This window comes from Arthrobacter phoenicis (assembly GCF_047238215.1).
Lineage (GTDB): Bacteria > Actinomycetota > Actinomycetes > Actinomycetales > Micrococcaceae > Arthrobacter.
The window spans coordinates 2818381-2834414 of record NZ_JBDFMK010000001.1; the positions used below are offsets into that span (position 1 = coordinate 2818381).

A 16034-nucleotide genomic window follows, 5' to 3' on the forward strand; every position below is an offset into this window, starting at 1 on the left:
ACGGCATGAACGAAGCAGACAGCGCACAGGAGCCCGCCGTGAAGGCCGCGGCGCACCGCGACCCGGTGACCTTCGACGGCGTGGAGCTGGGCTCCCGGCTGATCATGGGCACCGGCGGCGCGCCCAGCCTCGATGGCCTGGGCGCGGCACTGGAAGCCTCCGGCACGGAGCTGACCACCGTGGCGATGCGCCGCTACTCCCCGGCGGAGAGCGGATCGCTGTTTCAGCTGCTGGCCGACCGCAACATCCGGGTGCTGCCCAACACCGCAGGGTGCTTCACCGCCCGCGACGCGGTGCTCACCGCCGAACTGGCCCGCGAGGCGCTGGAGACGGACTGGGTGAAACTCGAAGTGATCGCCGACGAGCAGACGCTGCTTCCGGACGCCCTGGAACTGGCCGACGCCACCGAGCAGCTGGTGGCGCGCGGGTTCAAGGTCTTCGCCTACACGAACGACGATCCGGTCCTGGCGCTGCGCCTGGAGCACCTCGGCGCCACCGCAGTCATGCCGTTGGGCGCGCCGATCGGCACGGGCCTGGGCATCCTGAACCCGCACAACATCGAACTGATCGTCTCCCGGGCCTCGGTGCCCGTGGTCCTCGACGCCGGCATCGGCACGGCCTCGGATGCGGCGCTGGCCATGGAGCTGGGCTGTGACGCCGTGCTGCTGGCCACCGCGGTGACCCGGGCGCAGAACCCGGTGCTGATGGGGGAGGCGTTCAAACACGCCGTCGCCGCGGGCCGCCTGGCCCGGCTGGCCGGCCGCATCCCGCGCCGCGAGCACGCGCTGGCATCCTCCGGCATGGAAGGCCGCGCCGAGTTCCTCTAGGGACGGGCGACGAGCCGGACGGGGGAGCGGGGTAGCCTAGGCGCATGCAGATGCGCCTTGAAGTGATCCAGGTTCCGGTGGCCGACGTCGACGCGGCCAAGGAGTTCTATTCCGAACGGCTGGGGTTCGTGCTGGACCACGACGTCGAACACATCCCGGGAATGCGGGTGGTCCAGCTGACGCCGCCCGGCTCCGCGGCGTCGATCGTGATTGGAACGGGCATGACCGGCATGAAGCCCGGCAGCCTGGAGGGGCTGCAACTGGTCACGCCGGACCTGGCCGCGACGCGCGCGGAGCTGGTGGGCCGCGGGGCGGAGGTCAGCGAAATCGAGGATATGGGCGGCGTCCTGTTCGCCCACGTCAGCGATCCGGACGGCAACCGCTGGGTGCTGCAGCAGGCGCTGTAGGAGCCTAGGAGCGCAGGATCGCGTTCAGCCGCTCCGTGTCCTGGGCGGTGCGGGACCGGCCCAGGAGCACGACGGCGGCAACCGCGGCGGCCGCGGCAAGCAGCAGCGGCAGGATCCACGGCATCCAGGTCAGGCCCGGCTGGTAGCCGAGGCCCGCTGCCTGGAAGATGATCCAGCTGATCATCCCCACCGTGAGGGCGACGCCGGCGGGTACGGCGATGCCGTACTTGGCATGCCGCTTGTCATTGGCCCAGACGACGAAGCCGGCGGCCACGGCCACCATCGCCACCACGATGAGGGAGAGCACAGCGGGTCCTAGAGGGCGCCGAAGCCGACGCGGCGGACCTCTTCGGCGCCGATCTCGACATAGCCGAGGACGTTGGCCGGCACGATGACCTGGCGGCCCTTCTCGTCGGTGAGGCGCAGCTCGGTGCCCTTGGCGATGGCCTCGCTGACCAGCGCCGCCACGGCGTCGGCGTCCTGGCCGGACTCCAGGGCGATTTCGCGGCCGATGTTCTGAATGCCGATCTTTACTTCCACAGCAAGGCCTCCCAGCCAATCAAAGTGTTCACGTTCCCCTAAAGGGGGTTTTCTATTTGTAGTCTAGGACTCTTTCGGGAAGCGGCTGATTCCGCGCCAAGCTAAACGGTAGATCAGGTCGCTGGCCACATCGAGGTCCAGGTTGCCGTCCGTTTCCAGCCAGTACCGGGCGCTGACCTGGGCCATGCCGGACAGGCCGCGGCCCAGCAGCTGGGCCTCCAGCAACGGAAGTTTGGTGTCCTCGGCGATGACCTTGGCGATCGCGTCGGCGAACGTCTTGTTGAAGGTTTCCAGCCGGCGGGCGACGTCGGCGTCGTTCACCAGGTCGGATTCGAACACCAGCCGGTGCGCCTGGTCATCGTGGGCGATGAACCTGAAGTAGGCCCGCATGACCGCCTGGACGCGTTCGTCGTTGTCGGTCGTGGAGTTCAATGCCCCCAGCAGCAGCGCGGTGAGGGTGGAGAGGTGGCTGTCCAGCAGCGCCAGGTACAGCTCACGCTTGGAGGGGAAGTGCTGGTAGAGGACCGGCTTGCTCACGTGGGCGGTCTCGGCGATCTCATCCATGGCGGCACCGTGGTAGCCGTTCGCGACGAAGACCTCCTGCGCGGCGGCCAGCAGCTGGGCCCGGCGTTCATCGCGGGGCAGGCGTGCGGAACGCTGCCCGCCGGTGCGCGGCTGCGCCGCCGGCTTTCCGGTCTGTCCCCGATCAACCGGTGCCTGATGAACCACTCTGGGCCTTCTTTCCTCGCTGTTGGTTCCACAATACGCGGGGGTAATATGACTGGCGGCAACTTCGGGCATAGATTGAAGTATGGCTTCGAAGTTGACCGAGAACAGCACTCCCGCCGCAGCCGGCCAGGCTCCCGGCCCGCTGGTGGAACCGGCCGCCGACCTCACCCCGGCGGAGGTGGAACGGTATTCCCGCCACCTCATCATTCCGGAGATCGGATCCCTGGGCCAACGCCGCCTGAAGAACGCCAAGGTCCTGGTGATCGGCGCCGGCGGCCTCGGCTCGCCCACGCTGCTGTACCTGGCGGCCGCAGGCGTCGGGACGCTCGGGATCATCGACGACGACGACGTCGACCTGAGCAACCTGCAGCGCCAGGTGATCCACAGCGTCGCCGACGTCGGCCGGCCCAAGACCGAGTCGGCGCGGGACGCAATCGCCGCGCTGAACCCCCTCGTTGACGTCCGCCTGCACAACGTCCGGCTCGACGCGTCCAACGCCCTGGAGCTTTTCGCGGGATACGACCTGATTATCGACGGGGCGGACAACTTCGCCACCCGCTACTTGGTCAACGACGCGGCTGCCATCCTGGGCAAGCCTTACGTCTGGGGGTCGATCTTCCGCTTCGACGGCCAGGTCAGCGTGTTCTGGGAGCAGCACGGTCCCACCTACCGCGACCTGTACCCCGAGGCGCCCCCAGCCGGGTCCGTCCCCTCCTGCGGCGAGGGCGGCGTCTTCGGGATGCTGTGCGCCGCCGTCGGCTCTCTGATGGTTTCCGAGGCGGTCAAACTCATCACCGGCGTCGGCCGTTCCCTGCTGGGCCGGGTGGCGCTCTTCGACGCCCTGGGCGGCAGCTGGCGCGAAATCAAGGTCTCCCGCGACCCGGACGCGCCCCGGGTCACCGAACTGACCGACTACGAGGCGTTCTGCGGGATCACTCCGGCCGTGGACGCCGGCACCGAACACACGGTCACCGCCACCCAGCTGGCCACCATGCTCGCCTCCCGCAAGGCGGGGCTGCGGGACTTCGAACTGGTGGACGTCCGGGAGAGCGGCGAGTACGACATCGTCCGGATTGAGGGCGCCCGGCTCATCCCGCAGGGCCGGATCCTCGCCGGCGAGGCGTGGGCCGAGCTGCCACAGGACACGGACATCGTGTTCCACTGCAAGGCCGGCACCCGGTCCGCGGCCGTCCTAGCCGCCGCCCGCGCCGCAGGATACGAGCGCGTCAGCCACCTCGAGGGCGGCATCCTCGCCTGGGTCCGGGACGTCGAGCCCGGCAAACCCGTCTACTGAAAGGCAACTCCATGGTCACGGGCAACGGCACCACCCCGCAGCACCCCCTCGGCTCCGGATTCGGGCCCCGCACGACGGCGGCCGAAGCGGTAGCGGGAATCGACCTGCACGGCAGGACCGCCGTCGTCACCGGAGGCTATTCCGGGCTGGGCCTCGAAACGGTCCGGGCCCTGGCCTCCGCCGGCGCCAAGGTCATGGTCCCGGCGCGCCGGCCCGATCACGCCCGCGAGGTGCTGGATCAGGCCGGCCTCGACGGCGTGGCCGTGGCCGCACTGGACCTATCCGACCTGGACAGCGTCGGGAGCTTCGCGGCGGACTTCCTCGCCTCCGGTTTCCTCGGCGACGCCGGCAGCCTGGACATCCTGATCAACAACGCGGCCATCATGGCCAGCCCGGAGACCCGCGTCGGGCCCGGCTGGGAAGCGCAGTTCGCCACCAACCACCTGGGCCACTATGCCCTGGCCAACCTCCTGTGGCCCGCCCTGTCCGCCGGGGACGGGGCCCGGGTGGTGGCGTTGTCCTCCACCGGCCACAAGCTCTCGCCGGTCCGGTTCGAGGATCTGAACTTCGACTCCGGCTACGACAAGTGGCAGGCCTACGGCCAGGCCAAGACGGCCAACGCGCTCTTCGCCGTCGAACTCGACGCCCTGGGCAAGTCCTCCGGGGTGCGTGCCTTCGCCGTGCACCCGGGCGGCATCATGACCGAACTGCAGCGCCACCTGCCCCGCGAGGAAATGATTGTTTCCGGTTGGATGGACGAGGCCGGAAACGTTAACGAACGCTTCAAGACCCCGGAGCAGGGGGCGGCCACCTCGGTCTGGGCCGCCACCTCACCGCGGTTGGCGGGCATGGGTGGGGTCTACTGCGAGGACTGCGACATCGCGGAGCCCACCGTTCCGGGCTCCCCGGAGGCAAGGGTCCGCGGCGTTGATGCCCACGCGATCGACCGTGAGGCGGCGGAAAAGCTGTGGCAGAAGTCGGCGGAATTGACCGGGATCAACGCGTTCGCGTAGGCGGCGTTCGCGGGAAGGCCAGGCAGGGAGTTCGTCAGGCAGGGAGGGCCGGTCAGGCGGGATAAACGCCAGGCAGAGGGGCCGGTCAGGCGGATTCGCTGTGGTCGACCGGGCAGCCGGCCTCCGCGGCGAGCGGTGCCTTGCCGGCGGCAGGCTGGGCGGGCTGTTCGACGGTGATGCCGTAGACGGCCTCCAGGCCGGCGACATAGTCGGCCTGCTGGCCGTTGGCCGCCAGCTCGCGGGCGCGGACCGTCGGGACGTGCAGCAGCTGCTTGACCATGCGTCGGAGGGCGAACTCGACCTCCTCGGCGGCGGCGGTGCAGCCGTGCCGGGCGCGGACCTTCTCCATCTCGGCGTCGAGGACGTCCATGGTGTGCCGGCGCAGGGCCACGATGGCGGAGTCCACGGACCGCGCCTCGCGCTCCTGCTCGAAGGCGGTGGCGGCCCCGGCCACGATGCCGCTGGCCTGGGTCAGGGACTCGGCCTGCTCCTGCGGCGCGGCGAGGCGGACAGATTCTAGGGTGAGGAGTTCGACGCCGTCGAGCTCGGCCACCGCGGGATCGAAGTCGTGGGTGAGCGCCAGGTCGATGGCGATCAGTGGCTGCGGCGAGGCCGAGCGGATGCGGGCCAGCTCATCGGCCTCGACCCGGCTGTCCGAGCCGCTGCAGCCGATCATGATGTCCGCCGCGGCGACGGCGCCCGGCAGTGAGTCGCTGTCCAGGGCGGTCCCGCCGCGGGTGGCGACGAAGCCGGCGGCGCGGCCGGAGGAGGAGAAGACGGAGATGTCGGTGCAGCCGCGTTCCCGCAGCAGGGACATGGTGGCGCCGGCGTAGGCGCCGGTGCCAAAGACCACGACCTTCTTGCTGGCCCAGTCGTTGCTCTCGGAGAGATCGGTGGCCAGGTCGAGGGCGACCGAGACGATCGAGAGGCCGCGGGAGCCGAGGGCGGTCTGCGCGCCCACATCCTTGGCGGTCTTCGACGCAGCCTGGAAGAGCCGGACGAGGCCGGAGCTGGCGGTTCCCTCGTGCTGGGCGGAGATCAGGGCGCGGCGCACCTGGCCGGCGATTTCGCGTTCGCCGACAACGGCGGAGTCCAGGCCGGAGCTGACGGCGAAGAGATGCCGGCTGACGTCGGCGCCGGTGCGGGTGTTGAAGGCGCGGGAGACGAGCTGCTTGTTCAGGCCGCTGGTGTCGCTGATCCGGGAGATCAGGGCGGCGCGGGCCGCCTCGACGTCGTCGGGGTTCGGTGCCTCGCCGTAAATCTCGAACCGGTTGCAGGTGGAGAGCACCACGGCGCCGGCGACGGCGGGGGATTCTGCGAGGGCTGAAGTGGCAAGGCCGGAGGCACCGGTGCTCAACTGAGCAACGGTCTCGAGATCGATGTCGGCGTGTGTAGCCACCAATGAGAAAAGAACCACAGCACGACCATCATAGCTTTTTCGTGCTCCGGTAGAAGAGTTTCCGGACGTGGGACTGGGCACTCCCGGCTGTGAGCCGCAGCACATCGGCCGCCCGCGGCCGCCGTTTGACAGCCTGTCGTTATCTTTTGGGGCCGGTTTTGGGCAGAATCAAAGGCATGACTTCACGCGCGGCGGCACCCCACGACTCGACACTGGACGGAACGGACGGCACCCCCGGCGCCCAGGGCGGGCTCGACGCCAGCCACCCACTGATGGACGGCCGCACCTCCGGGTCGCCGCTGATCACCGCCTACCGCGGCGGCACCCCCTCCCGCCGTCCCGTCTGGTTCATGCGCCAAGCCGGCCGCTCGCTGCCTGAATACCTCAAGGTCCGCGAGGGCGTGGCCATGCTGGATTCCTGCCTCCGCCCCGAACTGGCCTCCGAAATCACCCTGCAGCCGGTCCGCCGGCACGACGTGGACGCGGCGATCTTCTTCTCCGACATCGTCATCCCGCTCAAGCTGGCCGGCGTCGGCGTCGACATCGTCCCCGGCGTCGGACCCGTCCTGGACGCCCCGGTCCGCACCGCCGCCGACGTCGCGGCCCTGCCCACCCTGACCTGGGAGGCGCTGGAACCGATCCGCGAGGCCGTCCGGCTGACCGTCGCCGAGCTCGGCACCACCCCGCTGATCGGCTTCGCCGGGGCCCCCTTTACGCTGGCCGCCTACATGGTGGAGGGCCGTCCCTCCCGCGACCACCTGGGCCCGCGCACCATGATGCACGCGGACCCGGAAACCTGGACCGCCCTGGCCAACTGGGCCGCCGACGCCTCCGGCATGTTCCTGCGGGCCCAGCTCGAGGCCGGCGCCTCCGCCGCCCAGCTCTTCGACTCCTGGGCCGGCTCCCTCGGCCTGAACGACTACACCCGCTTTGTAGCCCCCGCCTCGGCCCGGGCCCTGGACCACGTCCGCCACCTCGGCGCCCCGCTGATCCACTTCGGCACCGGAACCTCGGAACTGCTGGTCGCCATGCGTGACGTGGGCGTGGACGTCGTCGGCGTCGACTACCGCCTGCCGCTGGACGAGGCCAACCGCCGCCTGGGCGGCACCGTGCCGCTGCAGGGCAACATCGACCCGGCCCTGCTGGCCGCCCCGTGGGAGGTGCTCGAGGCCCACGTCCGCGAGGTCATCGCTGCCGGTGCCGCCGCCCCCGGCCACGTGCTCAACCTGGGCCACGGCGTCCCGCCGGAAACCGACCCGGACGTTTTGACCCGCGTGGTGCAACTCATCCACTCCATCGCCCCCGAGTGAGCCCCGTGGCCCCCGACGACGCCCACGCCACCCACGCCGCCACCGCGGTGGTGGTGGGCGGCGGCATCTCCGGACTGCTGGCTGCCCGCCAACTGGCCGGGGCCGGCGTCCGCACCACGGTGCTCGAGGCCACAGGAACCTGGGGCGGCTGCGTCGGCAGCCACGTCGTCGCCGGCCTGACCCTGGACAGCGGCGCCGAATCCTTCGCCACCCGCTCCGACGCCGTCGCCGCGCTGGCCCGTGAACTGGGCCTGGGGCCGCAGATCGTCGCCCCGAACCCGGGCGGGGCCTGGGTGCAGTTGCCCGAAGGCCCGCGCGAACTGCCCAAAACCGGCGTGCTGGGCATCCCGGCGAACCCCTGGGACCCCGAGGTCCGCCGCACCCTGGGCCTGGCCGGCTCGCTCCGCGCCTGGGTCGACACGCTCCTGCCGGCGTCCGTGGGGACCGGGGGCGCCGCCACCAGCGTTGCCGCCCTGGTCCGCGCCCGGATGGGCCGCCGCGTCCTGGACCGGCTGGTCTCGCCGGTGGTGGGCGGCGTGCACTCGGCGGACCCGGCACTGCTCGACGTGGACATGGTGGCACCCGGCCTGCGGGCCGGGCTGCGCACCCACGGATCCCTCGCCGCTGCGGTCAAGGCCCAGCGCCGGGCGTCCACCCCCGCCACCCCTGCGGGCCCGGAGGGGAGCGCCGCCCTGCAGAAGGCGGGCTCCGCCGTGGCCGGCCTCCGCGGCGGCATGTACACGCTGGTCACCGCGCTGCTGGCCGAACTCACGGACCTGGGCGTCACGCTCCGCGGCGGGACCCCTGGCGCCGCGGTCCGGCGGACCCTCACCGGCTGGCAGGTCACCGCCGGGGGAGAGGAGTACGACGCCGAACGGCTGGTCGTCGCCGTCGAGGGCCCGGCCGCCGTCGGCCTGCTCTCCGGTGTCCTACCGGAAATCACCGCCCTGCGTCCCGCTGCCGGCCCGGACGTCAAGCTGGTCACCCTGGTGCTGGACCGGCCCGAGCTGGACACCGCCCCGCGCGGCACCGGCGTGCTGGTGGCCCCGCAAAGCCCCGGCATCCAGGCCAAAGCCCTCACCCACGCCACCGCCAAATGGGCCTGGCTGGACGAATCCACCGCCCCGGGCCTGCACGTCCTCAGGCTCTCCTACGGCCGGGGCGCCACGACGGGTGCCCCGGAGAGCGCACCCGCCGGCGCAAGGCCCGAACCCGACACCGAGGCGGACCTGCTGGAGGCGGCCCTCCGGGACGCCTCCACGCTGCTGGGCGTTGGCCTCTCCCGCGACGACCTCGTCGGGTGGGATGTGGTGCGCTGGGCGGGTGCCCTGCCGTTCGCGTCCCTGGGCCACAAACAACGCGTGGCCCGGGTCCGGGAACTCTGCGCCGCGGAGGGGGACCTCGCCGTCGTCGGCGGCTGGGTGGCCGGCAACGGTCTCGCCGCGATCGTCGCGGACACCCCCCGCCAGATCGCCCCGCTGCTGCACGCCGACGCCCGGAATTCCGCACCCTGAACCCGGCCCCGCGGCGGCTCCGGACCTGCCTCCGCTAGCGGGAAAATAACGGTTCGGCAAATTTTCCCCGCCCACTGACCGGCCGCTACAGTCGATGACCATGGTTACGCACAGGTCCGAAGATTTTAGTTCGTCGGCCGGCCATGGGGGACTCCGGCGCGGAACGGCAGCAGCGGCGCTCGGAGCGGTGCTGGTCCTTACGGCGGGAGTGCCCGCCACCCAGGCTGCAACGCCCACCCCGAGCCCCGATGCCCCCACCGCGTCCGTCTCCGTGGGCCTCGGCGGCCTCATCGACGGACTGAGCGGCTCGTGGACCCCGTCACCGACGCCCACCCCCGACGAGGGGTCCAGTCCCACCCCCACCCGGAGCACCGCGCCGCCGTCGTCCTCCTCGCCCTCGCCCGGCGGCACCCCCAGCCAGCCCTCTTCACCGTCGGCACCCGCTCCCGGAACCCCGGCTCCCGCCGCTCCCGGAACCGTGGCACCGGCTGTCCCGGCCCCCGCGGTTCCCGCTGTCCCCGCCTCCCCGGCGGCCGGGGCAGGCATTGCACCGGCGCCGGCTCCCAGCGAAGCCCCCGCCGCTCCGGGCGCCCCCACGGCGACAGCGACCCCCGGCGCCGCCGGGACGCCCACGCCCGCGGGCAGCCCGACGTCGGCCAGCACCCGGGCCGCCGCGAAGGCCGCTCCTGCAGCGGGAGCCCGGTCCGGCGACAGCATGCAGGCCGCCTCCGACGTGCAGCCCTTCGGCGGCTCCGCCCTGGTGGGCTGGGGCATCTGCCTGGTGGCCGTCTCCCTCGGCGCCGGCGCCGTCTACCTCCGGATGTGCCGGGTCTGACACGCCCGACCCCGAGGCTGCACGTGTGATGTTGATCACTTCTACGGCCTGTAGAAGTTGCCTGTTTCGACTTCACCTCGGGGAGGGGGCAGACTGGTACGTATGAGCCACACTTCTGCCGAATCTGTCACCAAAACCGAAGAATCAGCCGAGCAGTTCTTTACGCTCTGGACCGTCTTCAAGCGCTCTTCCGACGTCCTCCGCAGCGGCGACGCGGCCGAGGATTTCGAGGCGCTCCTCGGCCGGCTTGCCGAGGACGGCGTGATCCACCGCGGCAGCTACGACGTCTCCGCCATGCGCGCTGACGCGGACATCATGGTCTGGCTGCACGGCCCGCAGCCGGAGGCGCTGCAGCGCGCGATCCGGGACATCCGCCGCAGCAAGCTCTTCGCCGGCACGGAGATCGCCTGGTCGGCCATGGGCGTCCACCGCGAGGCAGAATTCGCCAAGAACCACACCCCGGCCTTCTCCCGGAACGTGGAACCGGCCGAGTGGCTCTGCGTCTACCCCTTCGTGCGCTCCTACGAGTGGTACCTGCTGCCCGAGGCCGAGCGCGGCGCCATGCTTCGCGACCACGGCCTCCTGGGCCGAGACTTCCCCCAGGTCATCTCCAACACCGTGTCCTCCTTCGCCCTCGGCGACTGGGAGTGGATCCTCGGCCTGGAAGCCCCGGAACTGGTGGACCTCGTGGACCTGATGCGCCACCTGCGCGCGACAGAGGCCCGCCACCACGTCCGCGAGGAAGTTCCGTTCTACACCGGCCGCCGCGTCAGCGCCGCCGAGGTCGCGGAAGTCCTCGCATGAGCCCGCTCGACCCCAAGGAAACCGCAATGACGCTGGAGAGCAACGTGACCGCTGAGACCGACCTGACCTCCGTCAACCCCGTCACCGAGGCGGGCCGCATGGCCCCCAAGGACTACGACGCCGTGCTCCTCGCCTCCTTCGGCGGCCCTGAGGGCCAGGACGACGTCATCCCGTTCCTGCGCAACGTCACCCGCGGCCGCGGCATCCCGGATGAGCGCCTCGAAGAGGTCTCCCACCACTACCGCGCCAACGGCGGCGTCAGCCCCATCAACGCCCAGAACCGCGAGCTCAAGGCCGCCATGGAGGCCGAGCTGGCCAAGCGCGGCATCGAACTGCCGGTGTTCTGGGGCAACCGTAACTGGGACCCCTACATCCCGCAGACCCTGCAGGAGATCTACGACGCCGGGCACCGCAAGGTCCTGATGATCACCACCAGTGCCTACTCCTGCTACTCCAGCTGCCGCCAGTACCGCGAGGACATCGGCATGGCCCTGACCGAGACCGGCCTGGACGGCAAGCTCGAGGTGGACAAGGTCCGCCAGTACTTCGACCACCCCGGCTTCGTCGAACCGTTCGTCGAGGGCACTGCCGCCGGCCTGGCCGAGGTCCGCGCCCAGCTGGCCGCCGCCGGAACGCCGGACGCCCCGGTGCACATCCTCTTCGCCACCCACTCCATCCCCACTCGCGACGCCGAGGCGTCCGGGCGCTCCGAGGGCGAACCGCGCCGGTTCGAACAGGACTCCGCCTACGCCGCGCAGCACCTCGCCACCGGCGGCGAGGTCATCCGCCGCGTCGAGGCCCAGACCGGTGACACCGCCCCGTGGTCCCTCGTCTACCAGTCCCGCTCCGGTGCCCCGCACGTGCCGTGGCTGGAGCCGGACATCAACGATGCCATCGAGGACCTGGCCGGCCAGGGCGTCAAGGGCGTCGTGATCGTGCCGCTCGGCTTCGTCAGCGACCACATGGAAGTCGTCTGGGACCTGGACACCGAGGCCCTCGAGACCTGCGAAAAGCTCGGCGTCGCCGCCACCCGCGTCCCCACCCCGGGTACGCACCGCAAGTTCGTCGCCGGCATCGTGGACCTGATCTCCGAACGGACCAGCTCCAACACCATCACCGAGCGTCCGCACCTGACCAAGCTCGGCCCCTGGTACGACGTCTGCCGCCCCGGTTGCTGCGCCAACTTCCGCGGTGAGAAGCCGACGATCTCCGGCGCCGACACCACCGTCGGCACGGGCCACGATCCCTACCCGGACGCCGCCGAGGCTGGCAAAGCGACCGGGCACGCCGCGCCGTGACCGTACGGATCGGCACGAGGGCCAGCAAGCTCGCCCTCACCCAGACCCAGCAGACCGCCGACCAGTTGGCGGCCGTCGGCGGGTTCCCCGTGGAGCTGGTGCACATCCGCACCGACGGTGACGTCCTGACCGGCCCGCTGTCCCAGATGGGCGGCACCGGCGTTTTCGTCGCCGCCCTCCGCGACGCCCTGCTCCAGGACGCCTGCGATGTGGCCGTGCACTCGCTCAAGGACCTGCCCGTCGGCCCGTCCCTCGGCCTGAGCCTGGCCGCGACCCCGAAGCGCGTGGACGTCCGCGACGTGCTCTGCGCCCGGGACGGACTCACGCTCGCCCAACTGCCGGCCGGCGCCACGGTGGGCACGGGCTCGCCGCGGCGCGCCGCCCAGCTGCGCGCCGCCCGCCCGGACCTGGACATCCGCGACATCCGCGGCAACGTGGACACCCGCCTGGGCCGCGTGCCCGGGCTGCCGGGGAACGCCACCGACGCCGTGGTGCCGGGCAAGTCCTGCGACCTCGACGCCGTCGTGCTCGCCGCCGCCGGACTGCACCGCATCGGCCGGCTGGACGCGGTCAGCGAATACCTCGACCCCGACGTGATGCTTCCCGCCGCCGGGCAGGGCTCGCTGGCCATCGAATGCCGCACCGCCGACGCCCCGCGCAAGGCCGGTTCCACCGAGGGATCCCAGGGCGTCCTCGCCCAGGCCCTCGCGGCGCTGGATGACCCGGACACCCGCCTGGCCGTCACCGCCGAGCGGGCCCTGCTGGCCCGGCTCGAGGCCGGCTGCGCCGCCCCGGTGGGCGCCTACGCCTACCGCAAGGGCAGCATGCTGCACCTGGACGCCGTGGTCTGCGCCGTCGACGGCACCGCCAGCGTCCGGGACAAGAAGGCCACCGACGGGCTGACCGAGGTGGGCGCCACCCTGCTCGGCATCGAGCTCGCCGAGGCACTGCTCGCGGCCGGCGCGGCGGACATCGCCGACCTGACCGCTTCCTGAGGAGGACCACCAGCCTGATGGGACGCCGCAGCGCCACTTCCGGGGCGGACGGCACCGCCGTGCCGCGGCCGCTGGATGGCGCCCGCGTGCTGGTGACCCGCAGCCCGGACCGGGCCGGCGCGCTGGTCTCCGCGCTGCGCGCCACCGGCGCCGAGCCGCTGCTGCTGCCGCTGATCGACTTCGAACAGGCCGCGGACCAGCACTCCCTGGGCGTGGCCTTCGACGCCCTCGGCGCCGGAGCCTACACCTGGCTGGTGGTCAGCAGTGTCACCACGGTGCAGGTCCTCCAGGAACTGGCCGCCGAGCGCGGCTCCGCGCTCAACGCCTGGCTTCCCGGCAGTCTGCAGATCGCCGCGATCGGCCCGGCCACCCGCCGCGTCCTCGAAGCCCTGGACATCCCCGTCGACCTGTCCCCGGCCGGGCAACAGTCAGGAGCGGGCCTGCTGGACATCTGGCCCGACCGGGCGGGCAGCGTCTTCCTGCCCCAGGCCGACATTGCCGACCCGGCGCTGCGCCGCGGCCTCGCCGCCCGGGGCGCCGCCGTCCAGGCGGTCACCGCCTACCGCACGGTGGACTACCCGGCCGACCCGCGCCGGCGCATCACCACTACCGCCACCACCGATGGATCCGCCGACCGGGAGCCCGGACACGGCGCCCCCGTCCTGACCCCGGCGCAGGCCCGGGATGCGGTGGACGCCGGCACCCTGCACGCCGTCGTCGCCGCCTCCCCGAGCGCCGCCCGGCGGATCCACTGCGGGCTCACCCCGCTGGGGGAGTGCCGGCTCGTGGCGATCGGCCGCTCGACGGCGGCCCAGGCCGCGGCGCTCGGCCTGGAGGTCGCCGCCGTCGCCGAGGAACCTACCGCCTCCGGGCTGGTGGCCGCAGTCGTCCACGCCCTCATTCCGGACCACCCCCACACTTCCCCCGACCGCCCACCACAGTGAAGGACCAGCCATGAGCTTCCCGACCCACCGCCCCCGCCGGCTCCGCACCACCCCCGCGATGCGCCGCCTGACGGCAGAACACCGGCTCAACGCGGCCGAACTGATCCTTCCCGCCTTCATCCGTGAGGGCCTCACCGAGCCCAACCCGATCGCGTCGATGCCCGGGGTGCAGCAGCACACCACCGATTCGCTCAAGCGCGCCGCCGCCGAGGCCGTGGAGCTGGGCGTGGGCGGCATCATGCTCTTCGGCATCCCCGCCGAGCGGGACGCCCGCGGCACCGCCTCCCTGGATCCCGAGGGCGTGCTGAACAAGGCCATCCGCGACGTCCGGGCTGAGGTGGGCGATGAGCTGGTGGTGATGAGCGACGTCTGCCTCGACGAGTTCACCGACCACGGCCACTGCGGTGTCCTGGACGGCAACGGCTACGTCGACAACGACGCCACCCTGGAGATCTACGGACAGATGGCGGTGGCCCAGGCCGAGGCCGGCGCGCACGTGCTCGGGCCCTCCGGCATGATGGACGGCCAGATCGCCGTCATCCGGCAGGCCCTGGAACAGGCCGGCCACGCCAACACCGCCGTCGTGGCCTACGCCGCCAAGTACGCCTCCGCGTTTTACGGCCCGTTCCGCGAGGCCGTGGATTCCCAGCTCACCGGCGACCGCCGCACCTACCAGATGGACGCCGCCAACCGGCGCGAGGCCGTCCTGGAGGTGGAACTGGACCTCGAGGAGGGCGCCGACATGGTGATGGTCAAGCCCGCCATGAGCTACCTCGATATCCTCGCCGACGTCGCCGCCATGAGCCCCGTCCCGGTGGCCGCCTACCAGATCTCCGGCGAGTACTCGATGATCGAGGCCGCCGCCGCTAACGGCTGGATCGACCGCCGCGCCGCCATCACCGAGTCCGTGCTCGGCATCAAGCGCGCCGGCGCCAACATGGTCCTGACCTACTGGGCCACCGAGCTCGCCGGCTGGCTGAAGGAGACCCGGTGAGCCACGCCGTGCAGCCGGACCCCGCGTCCGCAGCGAACCCCACCGCGCCGGTAGACCCGGACACCATCCTCCTGGGCCTGAACACCTTCGGCGACGTCGGCGTTTTCCCGGACGGCCAGCCGGTCCCGCACGCCCAGGTGCTGCGCCAGCTGCTGGAACAGGCGGAACTCGCCGACGAGGTGGGGCTGCACGCCTTCGGCGTGGGGGAGCACCACCGCCGCGACTTCGCGGTCTCGGCGCCCGAGGTCTTCCTCGCCGCCGCGGCCGCCCGCACCAAGCGGATCCGGCTCGGCTCCGCCGTCACCGTGCTCAGCTCCGATGACCCCATCCGCGTGTTCCAGCGCTTCGCCACCGTGGACGCGATCGCCAACGGCCGCGCCGAGGTCATGCTGGGCCGCGGCTCCTTCATCGAGTCCTTCCCGCTCTTCGGCCTGGACCTGACCGACTACGAGGTCCTGTTCGAGGAAAAGCTCGAACTCTTCGACAAGGTCCGGGCGCAGAAGCCCATCAAGTGGGAGGGCCGCACCCGGGCGCCCATCAACGGGCTGAGCGTCTACCCGCCGCTGGAACACCACCTGCTGCCGGCCTGGATCGGCGTCGGCGGCACCCCCGAGTCCGTGCTCCGCTGCGCCCAGTACGGCTACCCGATCATCTTCGCCATTATCGGCGGGGCGCCCCGGGCCTTCGGGCCGCTGGCGGGGCTGTACCGGGAGGCGATGGAAAAGTACGGCCACCCCCTGCAGCAGGTCGCCACCCACTCGCCCGGGCACGTCGCCGCCACCGACGAGGAGGCGCGGGAGGAGTTCTTCCCGCACTGGCTGGCGCAGCGGAACCAGCTGGGTTCCGAACGCGGCTGGGGTCCGGGCAGCCGGGTCGAGTTCGACCAGCTCTGCAGCCCCGAGGGGGCCCTCTACGTCGGTTCACCGGAGACGGTGGCAGCGAAGATCGCCCTGCTCAAGCGGAACCTCGGCGCAGACCGCTTCGACCTCAAATACAGCAACGGCACCCTGCCGCACGCCGCCATGATGCGCTCCATCGAGCTGTTCGGCACCGACGTCGCCCCGCGCGTCGCCGCCCTGCTGGCCGGGGAGACCGAGACGGGCAGCCGGACCCCCGGCTCCCGGAACTGAA

The 16034-nt window shown here is 71.7% G+C and carries 17 protein-coding genes; 13 read left to right on the top strand and 4 right to left on the bottom strand.

Annotated features, from left to right (window positions below):
* The first annotated feature begins 5 nt into the window (after positions 1-5).
* Complete coding sequence (locus tag ABC337_RS13300; RefSeq protein WP_412883565.1) at positions 6-827, top strand: thiazole synthase; 822 nt, start codon at positions 6-8, stop codon at positions 825-827.
* A 44-nt stretch (positions 828-871) separates the two neighbouring features.
* Positions 872-1234, top strand: coding sequence for a VOC family protein (locus ABC337_RS13305; RefSeq protein ID WP_412883564.1), 363 nt, complete (start codon positions 872-874; stop codon positions 1232-1234).
* A 4-nt stretch (positions 1235-1238) separates the two neighbouring features.
* Here ABC337_RS13305 and ABC337_RS13310 read toward each other — a convergent pair whose 3' ends face one another.
* The 3 genes from ABC337_RS13310 to ABC337_RS13320 all read right to left on the bottom strand — a co-directional run bounded on the left by ABC337_RS13310 (position 1239) and on the right by ABC337_RS13320 (position 2503).
* Entirely contained in the window at positions 1239-1541 is a 303-nt protein-coding gene (locus tag ABC337_RS13310; protein WP_412883563.1) for a hypothetical protein, read from the bottom strand.
* A gap of 8 nt (positions 1542-1549) precedes the next feature.
* Positions 1550-1774 (bottom strand): DUF3107 domain-containing protein, encoded by a 225-nt coding sequence (locus ABC337_RS13315; RefSeq protein WP_412883562.1) that lies wholly within the window; start codon positions 1772-1774, stop codon positions 1550-1552.
* A 63-nt stretch (positions 1775-1837) separates the two neighbouring features.
* Entirely contained in the window at positions 1838-2503 is a 666-nt protein-coding gene (locus ABC337_RS13320) for a TetR/AcrR family transcriptional regulator (protein ID WP_290255737.1), read from the bottom strand.
* Positions 2504-2585: 82 nt separating this feature from the next.
* Here ABC337_RS13320 and moeB point away from each other — a divergent pair, with 82 nt between their 5' ends.
* Both moeB and ABC337_RS13330 read left to right on the top strand, forming a co-directional pair.
* Positions 2586-3797 carry a molybdopterin-synthase adenylyltransferase MoeB gene (gene moeB, locus ABC337_RS13325; protein ID WP_412883561.1) on the top strand — a complete coding sequence of 404 codons (1212 nt, stop codon included), beginning with the start codon at positions 2586-2588 and terminating at the stop codon, positions 3795-3797.
* A gap of 11 nt (positions 3798-3808) precedes the next feature.
* A complete protein-coding gene (locus ABC337_RS13330; protein WP_412883560.1) occupies positions 3809-4810 on the top strand; it encodes an SDR family NAD(P)-dependent oxidoreductase in 1002 nt (333 codons plus the stop codon).
* 85 nt (positions 4811-4895) lie between these two features.
* Here ABC337_RS13330 and ABC337_RS13335 read toward each other — a convergent pair whose 3' ends face one another.
* The gene (locus ABC337_RS13335; protein WP_412883559.1) at positions 4896-6227 is read right to left on the bottom strand and encodes a glutamyl-tRNA reductase; all 1332 of its coding nucleotides are present in this window, start codon (positions 6225-6227) and stop codon (positions 4896-4898) included.
* A 158-nt stretch (positions 6228-6385) separates the two neighbouring features.
* Between ABC337_RS13335 and hemE the strand changes: the two genes are divergently transcribed.
* From hemE to ABC337_RS13380, 9 genes are all read left to right on the top strand, one after another.
* Positions 6386-7519: a uroporphyrinogen decarboxylase gene (gene hemE / locus ABC337_RS13340; protein ID WP_412883558.1), complete on the top strand. Its 1134-nt coding sequence runs from the start codon at positions 6386-6388 to the stop codon at positions 7517-7519.
* Positions 7516-9033 (top strand): protoporphyrinogen oxidase, encoded by a 1518-nt coding sequence (hemG, locus tag ABC337_RS13345; protein WP_412883557.1) that lies wholly within the window; start codon positions 7516-7518, stop codon positions 9031-9033. The genes hemE and hemG overlap by 4 nt, the downstream gene beginning before the upstream one ends.
* 208 nt (positions 9034-9241) lie before the next feature.
* Complete coding sequence (locus tag ABC337_RS13350; RefSeq protein WP_412893236.1) at positions 9242-9868, top strand: hypothetical protein; 627 nt, start codon at positions 9242-9244, stop codon at positions 9866-9868.
* Between the two features lie 102 nt (positions 9869-9970).
* Entirely contained in the window at positions 9971-10672 is a 702-nt protein-coding gene (gene hemQ / locus ABC337_RS13355; RefSeq protein ID WP_290255731.1) for a hydrogen peroxide-dependent heme synthase, read from the top strand.
* Positions 10669-11970 (top strand): ferrochelatase, encoded by a 1302-nt coding sequence (locus tag ABC337_RS13360; protein ID WP_412883555.1) that lies wholly within the window; start codon positions 10669-10671, stop codon positions 11968-11970. The genes hemQ and ABC337_RS13360 overlap by 4 nt, the downstream gene beginning before the upstream one ends.
* Positions 11967-12965: a hydroxymethylbilane synthase gene (gene hemC / locus ABC337_RS13365; RefSeq protein WP_412883554.1), complete on the top strand. Its 999-nt coding sequence runs from the start codon at positions 11967-11969 to the stop codon at positions 12963-12965. The genes ABC337_RS13360 and hemC overlap by 4 nt, the downstream gene beginning before the upstream one ends.
* Positions 12966-12982: 17 nt before the next feature.
* The gene (locus ABC337_RS13370; RefSeq protein ID WP_412883553.1) at positions 12983-13909 is read left to right on the top strand and encodes a uroporphyrinogen-III synthase; all 927 of its coding nucleotides are present in this window, start codon (positions 12983-12985) and stop codon (positions 13907-13909) included.
* A 10-nt stretch (positions 13910-13919) separates the two neighbouring features.
* The gene (hemB, locus tag ABC337_RS13375) at positions 13920-14903 is read left to right on the top strand and encodes a porphobilinogen synthase (RefSeq protein ID WP_412883552.1); all 984 of its coding nucleotides are present in this window, start codon (positions 13920-13922) and stop codon (positions 14901-14903) included.
* Complete coding sequence (locus ABC337_RS13380; RefSeq protein ID WP_412883551.1) at positions 14900-16033, top strand: LLM class flavin-dependent oxidoreductase; 1134 nt, start codon at positions 14900-14902, stop codon at positions 16031-16033. The genes hemB and ABC337_RS13380 overlap by 4 nt, the downstream gene beginning before the upstream one ends.
* Position 16034 lies beyond the last annotated feature (1 nt).